The following is a 14,231-nucleotide window of genomic DNA, read 5'->3' on the forward strand; positions in this document are numbered from 1 at the left end:
CGGCACGTCCCTGACGCGCGAGGGGCTCAGGTCCGGGTCGCCGCGAAGGGCGAAGATAACACGTTCGCGCAGGAACCGGGGAAGGGGTGACCGGGTCCCGTCCCGGCCCCCGGCGGCGGGACGGGACCCGGCGCGGCCGGTGTCGGCGCGGCGGATGTCGGGGTCAGAGCATGGGGCGTGCGCGGTCCGGCACCTCGGGGGAGCCGGGCTCCCGATCCCGGCAGGCGCGGCGGAAGGCCTCTTCCGCCCGCCGGTCCGCGAGGAAGGCGGCGATCAGGAAGGTCAGCCCCAGTGCGGAGGCGACGGCGGTGGCGGGCATCGCCCAGGTCGCCTCCGGGCCGAAACCGCTGAGGAGGGTGGGCGGGCCGGGGCTGGCCAGCAGGGCCACGGCCGCCACGGTGATGAAACCGGCCACGACGCCGAAGATGATGAACACGCCGGTCGCGGTGGCGGAGCGGGCCGGCCGCAGCAGCACGGTGGCGGGTGCGCCCTCGTGCCGTTCCGTTCCCGCCCCGGGGTCTTCGGTTCTCGGCGCCGGGGCGGCTGTGGTGATGGTCGTCGTCATGCCCGTCGAGGTGAGCCCGGTGGGGATTCTCATGTGATCTCCCGTGTTCCGTCACTCTGTTCTTGCCGCTCGTCCTTGGTGACAAGGTCGGGCTTGATCAACTCACGCCCTAATCTATGTGATCTAGTTCACTTTCCCGCTCTGGGGAAAAAAATCTACCGCGGACGGTGATTTTACGTTCACTGATAGCAGGTCAATGGTTGCGGGAAGGTTGCATCATCGCTGCTCACCGCACCTCTCCACGAGCGGGGTGTCCGACCGCCGCCGCGATGGCGGCCGTCGCCGCCACCGGGACCGTGACGGGACTCACGCCCTGCCGTTACCGTTCCGTCACGAACCGGAGCACGGGCGCAACGTCGGCTTGGCACCGTCGGTCCCATGGACGCTCCCGAAGACCACCACACGACCGGCGACCGGCGCACCGGCTTCCTCGGCAGGGAGGCCCTCGACTTCGGGGTCCTGCTGATCGCCGCCGGGGCGGCGCACCTGGTGGTGCTCTCCCTGGGCCACAGCGACGGCGGGGCCCGCGCCCTGCTCGCGGTCGGGACGCTGCTCGTCCTGGCCTCCGGCCTGCACCGCTGGTACCGGTACCGGCGGTCCGCCGCCCCGGCCGTGCAACGGGTCGAGAACCACCGCCCGCACCGTGTTCCACCCGTCCACGACCCGCTCGGCGACCGCCTGTGGAGCGTGCGGGTCACCGTCGCGGACGTCCCCGGCGGGCTCGCCGCGCTCACCGCCGGGTTCGCGGACCTGGGCGTGGACATCCGCCTCATGCACGTCCACCCCGCCGGGACTGAGGCCGTCGACGAGTTCTTCGTCAGCGCACCCGACCGTGTGGGGGCGCACGCCCTGCACGCCGCCGTCCGGGAGGCGGGCGGCCGCGACGCCATCGTGCGCACCGCCGACCCGCACGAACTCAGCGACACCACCAGCCGGACCCTGGCCCTGGTCGGCGCGCTCGCGTCCGGGGACGCCACGCTGGAGGAGTCGCTGCTGTCCCTGGCCGCCGCCCAGGCGGTCGAGACGGTGGACGGGCCGCCCGTCGGCCTGGGGCGCGAGGACCTGTCCGGCACCGTGATGACCCTGCCCGCGCCCGACGGCCGGGTGCTGGTCGTCCGGCGCTCCGGAGCGCCGTTCACCCCGGTGGAGTTCGCCCGCTGCCGGGCGCTCGCCCAGGTCGCCGCGACCCTGGGCAGCCGGACCGGCAAACACTGATGGGACGGGTGTGAACCAGGGGGTTCCAGGGTGCGTCGCACCGGGAGCGGGCCGCACGGGCCCGCTCCCACCCCTTGGAGGAGCATGACCGACAACGATCCGCTGGCCGCGGCCCGGGCGAGCCTGGCGGAGGGAAAGCCCTCGCGCGCCGTCCTCTCCCTGCGCCCGTACGCCGACGACCTGCCGCTGCCCGACCTGGTCGCGCTGGTGCGCGACGCCTCCCGCGCCCTGGGCGCGGACGACCTGGCCGGGGCCGCCGACGACCTGCTCGGCGACATCGACGGACCCAAGGCCCTCTACGACTTCGGATACGCCGCCATCGAGTCCCAGATCCCCTTCGTCGGCGTTCCCGCGCTGCGTCGGGCCCGCGGGCTGGCCCCCGACGTCCTGCCGATCCTGTGGGAGCTGGCCTCCGCGCTGGAGGGCGCACACCGGCACGGCGAGGCCGCCGACGCCCTGCGCGGGTGGACCGGCGACCTGCCCGCCTGGCCCGGCCGGTACCTGATCGCCTACAACTCCCTGGCCGCGGGCGACCTCGCCGGGGCCCGGGAGGCCCTGGCGGGCCTGCCCGCCCCCGGGGACCCGGACTGGGGACCCGCCCACACCCGGGTCACCGCCATGGCGGAGCGGGCCGCGGCGGCCGCCGCGGCCGGTTCGCTGGACGATTCCGACCTGCGCGGATGGCATTTCGCACTGCACGGGGGAGTGGTCGCCCACCTGTCCCCGTTCGGGTTCGAGGAGTCCATGCGGGGGCGTTACGCGTTCATCTCCGACGACTACTCGTACTGCCGCACCGGGCTGGAACGGCTGCGGTCGGTGCTGGAGACCGCCGGACGCGCGGTGGACGGGGTCATGTCGCTGCCCGACCGGGACAGCGTCATCCTGGGCCTGGCCGCGTCCCGGCTGCTCGACCTGCCGCTGCTGCCGGTGGACCCGGCCCGGCCGGGCGCGCTGGTGGTGGCCTACGACCTCGACGACGCCGACCCGGAGCTGCGCGGGGCGCTGTTCGAGCGGCCCGACGGGCAGATCCTCTTCGAGCACGCCGCCTGCTGGGTCCGTCCCGCGGGTCCGGCCGCCGACGTGGTGACGCTGCTTCACCAGACCGTTCACCGCCCCTGGGGCGAACGGATGCGCATGGCGGACGTGGAGGACCCCTCTCGCGGAGTGGAGACGGTCCCGGCGGACGGGCGCCCGGAGGCCGAGCTGGCCGAGGAGGTCCTCGCCGCCGAGGCCATGACCGGGGAGAACGGCGAGGACGGGCCGCCGGACACGGTGGACGTGCTCACCGGGTTCGTCGGGGCCGTGGCCGGACGGTGGGCGCGGTCCGGTCGGCGCTGGCGCGCGGACACGCCGGGGCCGGTGCGCAGCTCGTACTTCTACTGACCCCTGCGGCGGGGTACGGGCCCCGGGCCGGAGTCTCGGTTCCGGGCCCGCGCTTTTGTCCACAGGCTGTGGAAAATGGCCCATGATCCGCCCCAGGCGGGTAAAAGAGACGTATGGCAACCCCCCGAACACCCTCCGTCCCGTTCCTCCGACACCCGGCCCGGCTCCTGGCGGTGCTGCTCGCCGCACTGCTGGGCGCCCTCCTGCTCGCCCCGCCGCCCGCCCGCGCCGACGCCCGCGAGCTGCGCAACGGCGACTCCGGCCGGGCCGTCACAGCGCTCCAGGAGGAGCTGCTCGGCCTCGGTTACTGGCTCGACGGCGCCGACGGCGAATTCGGGCCCAACACCGCACAGGCCGTGCTCGCCCTCCAGAAGGCCGCCGGTATCGACCGCGACGGCGTGGTCGGCCCCGACACCCGGGCCGCGCTGGCCGACCGGGTCCGACCATCGGCGGCCTCCTCCGGCGACGCGCTGGAGATCGACCTGGAGCGCCAACTGCTGCTGGTGGTCTCCGGCGGGGAGGTGGAGTACACGCTCAGCACCTCCACCGGCTCGGGGCGGCCCTACCTCGGCGCCGACGGCTCCGAGCGGATCGCGGTCACCCCCACCGGCACCTACACGGTGTTCCGGCAGGTCTCCGGCTGGGACCCGGGGCCCTACGGGGCGCTGTACGCGCCGATGTACTTCAACGGCGGCATCGCCGTCCACGGGTACCCGAGCGTGCCGGCATACCCGGCCTCGCACGGCTGCGCGCGGGTGGGCCTGTCGGCCATGGACTGGTTGCGGGAGGAGGGGCACATCGCGGTGGGCACCACCGTCGTCGTCCGCTGACCGCCGTCGCGGCCAGCCTCGGCAGCTCGCGGGTACCCGTCGGCGCGGGGCCCGGCACCCCGCGCTCCGGGGCGGCGGCCCGCCGCCGGGCGGTCGCCCCACGGTCGGCAGCCCCGGCGGTGGCAGCCCCGGCGGTGACCCGCCGCGCAGCGTTCATCCGCCGGTGGGATGACCGCCGACGTCCCCGGGAAGGAGAGGGCACGGCCGGACGGAGGGACCGACCGGCCCCGCGAAGGGGACCACCATGCCTTTCCTGATCGCGACCGCGCCCGGCCGCGCCGACCACCCCAACGAGGACTTCGCCGCGGTGTCCGCGCGCTGCGCGGTGCTGCTGGACGGGGTGAGCGGGCCGCCCGACGGCGACAACGGCTGCTCCCACGGGGTGGCCCGGCACGTCCGGTGGCTGGGCGGCCTACTGCTGGCGGGCATGGACGCCGGGCTGCCGCTGCGCACCGCCCTGTCCGAGGCCATCGAGGCGGCGGCCGCCCTGCACGCCGACACCTGCGACCTCGCCCACCGGGACACCCCGTCCGCCACCGTCGTGGCCGTCCGCATCCATCCCGGCGGCGACCCGGCCGGGCCGCCCGAGGGCGGCGCATCCGCTGCCCGGAACGCCCACGGACCGGCTGCGGACGGCGACGCCGCGGTGCCGGGCGGCGTGCCCGGCACCGCGGCGTTCTCGCAGGGGAGCCAGGCCGGGACCGGGTGGTTGGAGTACCTGGTGCTGTCCGATTCCGTGCTGCTGGTCGCCGACCCCCGCCCCCGGCCGGGCGCTGCGGCCGCTCCGCACGCTTCGCCGTACGTGTCTCCGCATACGGCGCCGGGCCTGCGGAGCGGTGCGCCCCGGGTGGTGGACGGGGTCGGGCTGGTGGCCGACACCCGGCTGGACGTCCTGCGGGCCGACCTGCGCCGCCGCGGCGAGGCGGCGGGGGCGGTCCGGGCGCTGCGCGGTGTCCCCGGCGGGTTCTGGACGGCGGGTTCCGACCCGCGGGCCGCCCACGAGGCGCTCACCGGGACGGGCCGGCTGGACCGGTTCGCGCTCATGACCGACGGTGCGACCCGTGCGGTGGAGGTCTTCGGCGACCTGAATTGGGGACAGGCCTTCTCCTTGGTTTCGGACAAGGGGCCGGAGGCGTTGATCGAGCGGGTGCGTGTCCTGGAGGACGCCGACCCGTGGGGGCGTGACCACCCCCGCGGCAAAATCCGCGACGACGCGACCGTCGTGCTCTGGGCGCCGGAGAGCCTTGTGCCCTAGGCGATCGCGGGCGGTCCGGGGGCGCGGGGACGAATCCTCCGCGCGCCGCCCCGGCGGCGGACCACCGCCCCGGGCCCCGCGATCACTATTTTCGGTTGACCTTAATTTGTATATTCGGATATCTCTCGCGGTGGCACATGAGGCCGGAGAGTGGTGTCACCAGGTGGGAAGTGCGCCGTTGCCATTGATCATCACCGACGTTTCTCCTGTGGATTCAGATGACATTCGGTGGATTTGTCGAGAAAAATTCCCGGAACCCCGGCGGGGCCTCCGCGTGTCACACCACCGTGTGGTGGAGGACGCTGAGATGCCCATGCCACAGGCGCTTTCGCGTGTCGTGTTCATCCGGTAGATTTCCCGGTAACCGAACAGTCGGGGTTACTCCACAACGTCCTCGCACGACTTCGGTGTTCTCTCCACACCTCCTGCTCACTTGTGCACCCCCAGGTGCCCCGTGCCCGGAAGCAGCGATTGACGACCCTTCTCGGAACAAGAAAAGGAGACGGCGTGACCCCCACGGGCGTCCTTGAACCGACCGGCCCGAACCGTGCCGTCAACGGCGCCGGGTGGCTGGACCGTCTCCTCTCCACCCCGGTGGCCACCCCCGTCGAGCGCTCGCGCCCCCTGCGCGACATCGACGGCTACGAGCACCGCCCCAACCCCCTGCACGCCCGCACCACCGCCGAGTTCCTCCTCACCATGCGCCGCTACGTGGTGTGGGCCGGCGACTGGTCCTACCGGGAGCTGGAGTACCTGTGCGGTGGAGCCGTCAAGCACTCCACCTTCCGCCAGGTCCTCGAAGGGGACCGGCTGCCCCGTTACGTGTTCCTGATGGCCTTCGTCACCGCCTGTGCCGGAGAGGACGAGGCCGAACGCCGCCGCTGGGTCACCGCCTGGCACCGCGTCCGCAACACCGTCCCCCGCTGACCCCGGGGCCACGCCGCTCCGGCGCCGCGGGCCCGGCGGCCCCCGGCCCCGGGAGCGGGGCGTACCGCCACCGTGGGCGGCCTCCACGGTTGGCGACCCCGGCCTCCGGGCCCACCGGTGCGAGGCGCCGGGGGCGGCGCACGCGGATCGTCCTCCCGCCGGGGCGGTGGACCGGCCCTGCCGCCGCCGGCGCCCGCACCGCACAGCGGGCGGCCCTGCCGGCCGTCCGCCACGGCATCCCCCACCGGAGGACACCGCCACCACCCGCCGTCCCACCTGGTCCCGCCCCCCCGGCGCTTCACCCGGGCGACACCGGCCGTTCGGGCGCACCTGGTTGGCTTCCGCGGGGCGCGTCCGCGCCCGTCCCCCCGGAAGGAAGCACCATGCGCAAGACCACGGCGGTGGCGGCGGTCCTGTCCGTCGCCCTCACCGGCACGGCGGCCCACGCCGACGAACGCGCCGACGGCACCCCCCTGGCCCCGCTCGGCACCTACTCCACCGGCGCCTTCGACCAGGCGTCCGCCGAGATCGTCGCCCACGACCCGCGCACCCAGCGCCTGTACGTGGTCAACGCCCTGGCAGCGGCCGTCGAAGTCCTCGACATCTCCGACCCCACCGCCCCGACCAAGCTCTTCGACCTGGTCGCCCCGGGCATCACGGCCGCCGACGGCTCCGTGGTGGAGGAGGGCGCGGTCGCCAACTCCGTCGCGGTCCACGGCGACACCGTCGCCGTCGCCGTGGAGGCCGCGAACGGCACCGACCCCGGCTGGGTGGTCTTCTACGACACCCGCGGCAACGCCCTCAACGCCGTGCGCGTGGGCGCCCTGCCCGACATGGCGACCTTCACCCCGAACGGGCGCCTCCTCCTGGTCGCCAACGAGGGAGAGCCGAACGACGACTACACGGTCGACCCCGAGGGCTCCGTCAGCGTCATCAAGGTGAACCGCCGCCCGGCCGCGGTCACCCAGCGGGACGTGCGCACCGCCGACTTCCGCGCCTGGGACGGCGACCGCGAACTCCCCGACGGCGTCCGGGTGCTCGGCCCGGACCTGTCCACCGGCGAGCCGGGCACCCCGGGCCGGGTCGCCCGCAACCTGGAACCCGAGTACATCGTCGCGGACACCGCCTACAGCGCCCACGTGGTCCTCCAGGAGGCCAACGCGTTCGCGGTCGTCGACCTGCGCACCGCCGAGGTCACCGACATCGTCCCGTTCGGCGTCAAGGACCACCTGGAGCCGGGCAACGAACTGGACCCCTCCAACCGCGACGACGCCGTCGACCTGCGCAACCTGCCGGTGTACGGCATGTACCAGCCCGACGGCTTCGACATGTACCGCCACCGGGGCCGCAGCCTCCTGGTCACCGCCAACGAGGGAGACGTCCGCGACTGGGACGGCTACTCGGAGGAGGCCCGCGTGAAGGACCTCGAACTGTGCGAGGACTCGCCGCGCCTGCGGCCCTACCTCGACGCCAACGACCTCACCGTCGCCGACCTCCAGCGTGACGAGAACCTCGGCCGCCTGACGGTCTCGGCCGCCGAGGGCCTGCGTGAAGGGGAGGACTGCCACGACGAGCTGTACTCCTTCGGCGGCCGCTCCTTCTCGATCTTCACCACCGACGGCGACCTGGTCTTCGACTCCGGCTCCGACTTCGAGCGGATCATCGCCGAGGAGAACCCCGACTTCTTCAACTCCAACCACACCTCCAACGGGTTCGACACCCGCAGCGACGACAAGGGCCCCGAGCCCGAGGGCGTCACGCTCGGCAGGATCGGCGGCCGGGTCTACGCCTTCATCGGCCTGGAGCGCGTCGGCGGCATCATGATCTACGACGTCACCGACCCGGCCGACGCCTCCTTCGTCGACTACGTGAACAACCGCGACTTCTCCGCGGAGCCGGGCACCCCCGAGGCACTGGACCTGGGCCCGGAGGGCCTCACCTTCATCCCGGCCGGGGACTCCCCGATCCCGGGCACGCCGGTCCTCGTCGTCGCCAACGAGGTCTCCGGCACCACCACCCTCTTCCGCGTCGACCTCTGACCGTGAGGACGTGCGGCGGCTTCTCCGGCAGGTCCGACCCGTCCCCGGACCGACACCGACGGGTCGTTCTTGACGGGACTCGTCGGCCTGTTCGGGGAAGCCGCCGCACGCGACCGGACGGGCACCCGTGACCTCATAGGAGCCGTCCCGCCGGGTGCGGGCCCGCACCTGCTCAGGGCCCACGCCGCTCCCCGGTTCCGGGACCGGTCAGGAATCGAGAAGCGCGGGCCGGGGCCGCGGTCCTAGCCTGAGGTCATGGACCTGACGATTCACACCAGCTTCCTCCCGCACGACGACCCGGACGCCTCCCTGGTCTTCTACCGCGACGTCCTCGGCTTCGAGGTCCGCAGCGACGTCGGCCGGGGCCGGATGCGCTGGATCACCGTCGGCCCCGTCGACCGGCCCGACACGTCGATCCTCCTGGCGCCCCCGGCCGCCGACCCCGGCATCAGCGAGGACGAGCGCCGCACCATCACCGAGATGATGGCCAAGGGCACCTACGGCTGGATCCTGCTGGCCACCCGCGACCTCGACGGCACCTTCGACAAGGTGCAGGCCCTGGACGCCGAGGTCGTCCAGGAGCCGACCGAGCAGCCGTACGGCGTCCGCGACTGCGCCTTCCGCGACCCTGCGGGCAACCTGGTGCGCATCCAGGAGATCCGCTGAGCCGGACCCCGGTGAAAGGAGCCCGCCCATGTGCCGTTCCTCCTGGGGTCGCGCCCGCGCCGAGGCGCAGCGCCTGGACGACCTCGCCCTGATGCGCCGCGTCCGGGACCGGATCGACCGGGAGTACGCACAGCCGCTGAACGTCGAGGCGCTCGCCCGCGGCGTTCACATGTCGGCGGGGCACCTCAGCCGGAGCTTCCGGCAGGCCTACGGCGAGTCCCCGTACTCGTACCTGATGACGCGCCGGATAGAGCGCGCGGCGGCGCTGCTGCGCCGCGGAGACCTCAGCGTCACCGAGGTCTGCTTCGCGGTCGGCTGTTCGTCCCTGGGCACCTTCAGCACCCGGTTCACCGAACTGTTCGGCATGTCCCCCAGCGCCTACCGGAGCGCGGCGGCGGGCTCGGCGCAGGGGCTCCCGCAGTGCGTGGCCAAGCAGGTCACACGGCCGGTCCGGCACCGGGGGGCGCCACCCATGGACCTGCCGTCCACCTGACGGCCCGGCCGACGCCGCACCTTCGACCGGCATGGACGCCGGGCCCTCCCGCCGGGAGGGGTCCGACCCGGAACAGGGGAGAGGGCTTTGCCGACCACACCGCCGCGCAGCCTTCAGGAGGGACTCCGGGGAGTCCGGGCGGGACCGGAGAGCGATGTCGGCCTCTGGCCGGCGACGGCGGGAGAAGGCGGCCCCACCTTCTCCCGCTCTCTTACCCGTGGGACGGCTCCGCACTGCTGATCTCCACGTCCCTCACCTCGGTCACCGGGGGCAACCTGCCGGCCGACGGCCGGGTGCGGATCGGTCGGGGCCCCACCCGCGACGTCGTCATGATCGACGGCACCGCCGCACCGGTCGACCTCGCCGACCTCCTCCCGGGAACGGGTGACGCGTTCGCGCAGCGGACCGGGTTCGACCCGCGCGGGCCGGACGGACACGGGTACTTCCCGATCCGGCCGCACCGCGTCCAGGCCCGGCGCGAGGCGAACGAGGTGCCGGGGCGCACCCTCATGCGCGACGGCCGCCCGCTCGACGCGGTCCGGGCCCCGCGGTCAGGAACGGGTGAACACCTCCGCCCCGTCCTTCCACACCTGCCGCACCAGCGACGGCAGCAGCGCCAACCGGTCGGCGTCGGTGAGCTCCCCGTCGAGCACGACCGCGTCGGCGGCGTGGTCCGGCGCCAGCCGGCCGACCCTCGCCCCCTGGATGAGCTCCCCGGCCACGGACGTGCCCGCCCGCAGCACGTCCACCAGGCCCATGCCCAGGTCGGCCAGCAGCGCGAACTCCTGGAGGTTGGCCCCGTGCGGGCCCACCCCCGAGTCGGTGCCCATGGCGACCCTCACCCCGGCGGCGATCGCCTTGGCCACCGACTCCCGGTGCGTGTCCACCACCCGGTGGGCCTTGTCGATGACGGCCTGGGACAGCCCCGACCCCGGCTGCCGGGCGCGCTCGATCACCGCCAGCGGGGCGGCCAGCGTCGGCACGAGGTAAGCACCCCGGTCGAGGAAGAGCCCGATCGCCTCCTCGTCGAGGTAGATCCCGTGCTCGATGGAGCGCACCCCGGCCCGCAGGGCGCTCTTGATGCCCTCGCTGCCCTGCGCGTGCGCCATGACGTAGGTCCCCTGCGCCGCGGCCTCCTCCACGATCACGCGGATCTCGTCCTCGGTGAACTGGGAGTGCCGCGGGTCGTCGGCGGGCGAGAGCACGCCGCCCGTGGAGCAGATCTTGATCTGGTCGGCGCCCGCCCGCAGGATCGTGCGCACGGTCTTGCGGACCTCCTCGACGCCGTCGGCGACCCCGGAGGGGCGCCCGGGGTGCGGGGCCAGCATCGGGCCGTCGGCCCCGGACGGCAGCCGCGTGTCGCCGTGCCCGCCGGTCTGGCTCATGATCGTGACCGCGATCCGCAGCCGCGGCCCGGGGATGACACCGGACTCGACGGCGACCCTGGCCCCCAGGTCGGTGCCGCCCGCGTCGCGCACCGTCGTCACCCCGGCCTCCAGCGTGCGCTTCAGGTACGCGGCCGAGTTGTAGAACTGCAACGAGAACGGCTCGGCGAACGCGTTGAGCGATCCCGCGTGCTGCGTCGTCATGTGCACGTGGAGGTCGATGATGCCGGGCAGCACGGTCTTACCGGTCGCGTCGACCGTGCGTGCGTCCGGGTACCGCGCGGCCAGGTCCCGGCCGACCTCAAGGACGGTGTCCCCGGCGAACGCGACGTCCGCCCGCGGGTGGAAGACGTCGCCGTCGAAGACACGGGCTCCGGAGATGATCACGGTGGCTGGTGTGGACATGTCTCTCCCTGTGCTCCCGTCGCACCCGAGGGGTCGCGCGCCCGTGTGCGACGGGGGTCACACGAACGGCGTGGACCCACGTTCTCGCACCGCCCCGCCGGGCGCGCGCCCAGGGGCGGTCCAAGGGGCCGCCGGGCGACCGGTCAGGAATCGAGAAGCGCCGCCGGGAGCCCGCTCCTAACGTTGTGACCATGACGAACATCGCTTCCATCACCCTCGACGCGACCGACACCGAGGCCGCCGACCGCTTCTACGCCACCGCCTTCGACCTGGGCGACCTGGTCCGCACGCGCACCGCCGCCGAGGCCGCCACGGGCTTTCGCGGATTCACCCTGTCGCTGATCACGTCCCAGCCCGCCGACGTCGACGTCCTCGTCGAGTCCGCGCTCGCCGCGGGGGCCACGACCGTCAAGCCCGTCGCCAAGTCGATGTGGGGCTACGGCGGCATCGTCCAGGCCCCGGACGGGGCGGTCTGGCAGCTGGCCACCTCCACCAAGAAGAACACCGGCCCGGCCACAGGAAAGGTGGACGAGGTCGTGCTCCTGCTGGGGGTCGAGGACGTGGCCGCCACCAAGAAGTTCTACGCCGGCCGCGGCCTGACCGTGTCCAAGGGTTTCGGCCGCTCCTACGCCGAGTTCGCCACCGACCCGGGTTCGGTCAAGCTGTCGCTGTACCGGCGCCGCGCCCTCGCCAAGACCGTCGGCGCCGACCCACAGGGCGCCGGTCCGCACGGACTGCTGATCGGCGGCGACATCGGCCCCTGCACCGACCCGGACGGCTTCGCCTGGGATGCCGCGGCCCCGGCCCGCGTCTCCTGACACCTTTTCCGGTCGCCGACCGGGCCCTGGCCTATCGCACCCGGGCGCCGCTTTGGTAGAACACGATGGTGGACGACCGAATCGCCGTGAACCTGCTCATCTTCGCCGTCATCGCGGGCATGCTCCTCGTCACCGGCGCACGCCGGACCGCCGCCGCGCTCGCGCGGCGCCGCCGCGAGCAGCAGCTGGCCCAGACGGGGGTGCGCGCCCACGGGACGGTCACCGCCGTCCACCCGATGGACCGCGCCTCGGGCCGGCACCGGCTGACGATCCTCGTCCGCGATCCCCAGGGACGCACCTGGGAAACGGTCGACGACTCGGGCACCGGCGGCTACCTGCTGCCGGAGGGCACCCCGGTCACACTGGTGTACTCCCCGCAGGACCCCGGGAACGTCCGGGTGGACCGGGCGGCCTTCCCGGACCGCTCCCTGGGCGACCACCCCCTCCACCGGGGCGACGGCCCCGCGGAGACCTCCCTGATCGGGGCGCTGTTCCCCTTCGCCGCGAGCCTGGTCGTCCTCGCGATCGCGGCCCCGATCGTCGTGTACGGGACCGATTCGGTGCTGGACCTCATCCCGCTGCTCCTCGTGTTCCTGGGCCTGGTCTTCCTCGTCCGGGCCGTGCACTCGCTGCTCACCGGCAAGGTCGCCCGCCACGAGTACAGCGAGTCCACGACCGGTGTGATCACCGACAGCTGGACCGAGACCAAGCGCGTCCGCCGGGACGGGCGCTGGCGGACGATTCGCCTCTACCCGTTCACGGTCCGCTTCCGGGCCCGCGACGGGCGCGAGGTCCACATGCGCCACCCCTCCTCCAGCAGCACCTTCACCCCGCCCCCCGGCCACCGCCTGCGCGTCGACTACGACCCGGCGCACCCGCCCCACTACTCCCTCCCCGACGGCCCGGCCACCCTGGCCTCGGCCGCACGCCTGGCACCGCTCGTCGTGAGCGTGGTGTTCATCGTCGTCGGAGTGGTCCTGTTCTTCGTCTTCCAGGCGGCTTTCCCCTCCTGAACCGGGGGCGCGGTGCCACACCCGGATGGCGGGGGTCACACGCATAAATGGCGCGAAGCCACTCCGGCACCGTGATAGAGTCGGAGACGTCGCCAGGGAGGACACGGTCCGCCAGGGCGACGACAACTGAACAACCTGCACTCGTAGCTCAATGGATAGAGCATCTGACTACGGATCAGAAGGTTGGGGGTTCGAATCCTCCCGAGTGCGCCACCATGAGACAGTGGAGAGAACGCCCGGAACTGCGAAAACAGGCCGGGCGTTCTCTTTTGTGCCAGGGCAGGGCATCCGGCTGACAGCGACCGAATCCGGCCGCCTACGGATGGCTGTGGCGAATACGTGGTGAAGTTTTCAGCGGCCCAGGTTCCACAGGAATGGCTTGGCCCGACCAGGCATGTGAGCCTGGTCACTCACGATTTTCTGTGTCCTGAGGTGCGGTCCGGTGCGGGGCGTGAGGGTCAGAAACCCTCAAAACCCTTCGCCCCACGACGCTTGTCACGTTCTTCGTTGCCGTCGATGCACTTGGCGTAGACCCGCAGGAGCACCTCTTGACTGTGGCCCGCCCAGGCCGCCACCTGGGCGGGGCTGATGCCCTCGTTGAGCCAGGTGGACACGCACGCACGTCGCAGGTCATAGGGCACCTGGGCGAGCGTGCTCTCCTGCTGCTCCTTGGTGAATACGGTCTTGCGAGCCCGGTGCCACGCCTGCCGGTAAACACCTGTGGCCAACTGGTGGCCGTGGACACCGAAGAACACCAACCCGTCCGGGCCTTCTCCGAACTCGTCCCGATGAGCCCGCAGGATCCGGGACAGACGCGGCGAACAGGGCACGGGCCTACTCTCGTTCTCTGCTCGTCCCTTGGGTTGTCGGCGATCGCGCTGCCGGCCGGAGTCCGTCCATCGCTTGCCGACGTCGGGCGTGACTTCGCGGACGATGAGTTGCCCCCAGTCCTCTTCAGGCTCGGGGTCGCACCACTGCTCCTGCTCGGGATCCCATACGCGGGGCTGCAGGTGCACCGCCGACCACTTGAGGTTGACGGCCTCCTCTGGCCTCAGTGACTGTTGGGTATGCGGGTGATTACACGGCCTGGTCGGCTGGTCGGTTGCTCCACCGTGGGCTCTGGCCGGCCAGCCGTGTGGCCATCAACCGGATCATCGCGATCGGACCATGGTCTCGGAGTTGTCGGTCAACCGCTCGTAGTCACGGGCCAGACGGCGGTTGCGCACCAGCCAACCGC

The 14,231-nt window shown here is 72.9% G+C and carries 13 protein-coding genes and 1 tRNA gene; 11 read left to right on the top strand and 3 right to left on the bottom strand.

Annotated elements, in window-relative coordinates:
* Window positions 1-163: 163 nt before the first annotated feature.
* Complete coding sequence (locus QJS33_RS19465) at window positions 164-598, bottom strand: hypothetical protein (protein WP_306369448.1); 435 nt, start codon at window positions 596-598, stop codon at window positions 164-166.
* A 345-nt stretch (window positions 599-943) separates the two neighbouring features.
* On the opposite strand from QJS33_RS19465, the gene QJS33_RS19470 reads away from it, so the two are divergent.
* From QJS33_RS19470 to QJS33_RS19505, 8 genes are all read left to right on the top strand, one after another.
* Entirely contained in the window at window positions 944-1,780 is an 837-nt protein-coding gene (locus QJS33_RS19470; RefSeq protein WP_306369449.1) for an ACT domain-containing protein, read from the top strand.
* Between the two features lie 84 nt (window positions 1,781-1,864).
* On the top strand, window positions 1,865-3,163 hold the full coding sequence (locus QJS33_RS19475) for a hypothetical protein (protein WP_306369450.1): 1,299 nt from the start codon (window positions 1,865-1,867) through the stop codon (window positions 3,161-3,163).
* Window positions 3,164-3,276: 113 nt separating this feature from the next.
* Entirely contained in the window at window positions 3,277-3,993 is a 717-nt protein-coding gene (locus QJS33_RS19480; RefSeq protein WP_306369451.1) for a L,D-transpeptidase family protein, read from the top strand.
* A gap of 244 nt (window positions 3,994-4,237) precedes the next feature.
* Complete coding sequence (locus QJS33_RS19485; protein ID WP_306369452.1) at window positions 4,238-5,248, top strand: hypothetical protein; 1,011 nt, start codon at window positions 4,238-4,240, stop codon at window positions 5,246-5,248.
* Window positions 5,249-5,755: 507 nt separating this feature from the next.
* Window positions 5,756-6,175, top strand: coding sequence for a hypothetical protein (locus QJS33_RS19490; protein ID WP_306369453.1), 420 nt, complete (start codon window positions 5,756-5,758; stop codon window positions 6,173-6,175).
* Between the two features lie 383 nt (window positions 6,176-6,558).
* Window positions 6,559-8,214 (top strand): choice-of-anchor I family protein, encoded by a 1,656-nt coding sequence (locus QJS33_RS19495; protein WP_306369454.1) that lies wholly within the window; start codon window positions 6,559-6,561, stop codon window positions 8,212-8,214.
* Between the two features lie 255 nt (window positions 8,215-8,469).
* Window positions 8,470-8,880 carry a VOC family protein gene (locus QJS33_RS19500; protein WP_306369455.1) on the top strand — a complete coding sequence of 137 codons (411 nt, stop codon included), beginning with the start codon at window positions 8,470-8,472 and terminating at the stop codon, window positions 8,878-8,880.
* Window positions 8,881-8,908: 28 nt separating this feature from the next.
* Window positions 8,909-9,373, top strand: coding sequence for a helix-turn-helix transcriptional regulator (locus QJS33_RS19505; RefSeq protein ID WP_306369456.1), 465 nt, complete (start codon window positions 8,909-8,911; stop codon window positions 9,371-9,373).
* A 551-nt stretch (window positions 9,374-9,924) separates the two neighbouring features.
* Here the strand turns inward: QJS33_RS19505 and QJS33_RS19510 are convergent.
* Window positions 9,925-11,163: an amidohydrolase family protein gene (locus QJS33_RS19510; RefSeq protein WP_306369457.1), complete on the bottom strand. Its 1,239-nt coding sequence runs from the start codon at window positions 11,161-11,163 to the stop codon at window positions 9,925-9,927.
* 191 nt (window positions 11,164-11,354) lie between these two features.
* Between QJS33_RS19510 and QJS33_RS19515 the strand changes: the two genes are divergently transcribed.
* From QJS33_RS19515 to QJS33_RS19525, 3 genes are all read left to right on the top strand, one after another.
* Complete coding sequence (locus tag QJS33_RS19515) at window positions 11,355-11,981, top strand: glyoxalase (protein ID WP_306369458.1); 627 nt, start codon at window positions 11,355-11,357, stop codon at window positions 11,979-11,981.
* 65 nt (window positions 11,982-12,046) lie between these two features.
* The gene (locus QJS33_RS19520) at window positions 12,047-12,994 is read left to right on the top strand and encodes a DUF3592 domain-containing protein (RefSeq protein ID WP_306369459.1); all 948 of its coding nucleotides are present in this window, start codon (window positions 12,047-12,049) and stop codon (window positions 12,992-12,994) included.
* 137 nt (window positions 12,995-13,131) lie between these two features.
* A tRNA-Arg gene (locus tag QJS33_RS19525) sits at window positions 13,132-13,207 on the top strand.
* A gap of 245 nt (window positions 13,208-13,452) precedes the next feature.
* Here QJS33_RS19525 and QJS33_RS19530 read toward each other — a convergent pair.
* Entirely contained in the window at window positions 13,453-14,010 is a 558-nt protein-coding gene (locus QJS33_RS19530; protein ID WP_372339684.1) for a hypothetical protein, read from the bottom strand.
* Window positions 14,011-14,231 lie beyond the last annotated feature (221 nt).

Origin of the sequence: Nocardiopsis sp. CC223A (assembly GCF_030766825.1) — a bacterium.
Classification (GTDB): domain Bacteria; phylum Actinomycetota; class Actinomycetes; order Streptosporangiales; family Streptosporangiaceae; genus Nocardiopsis.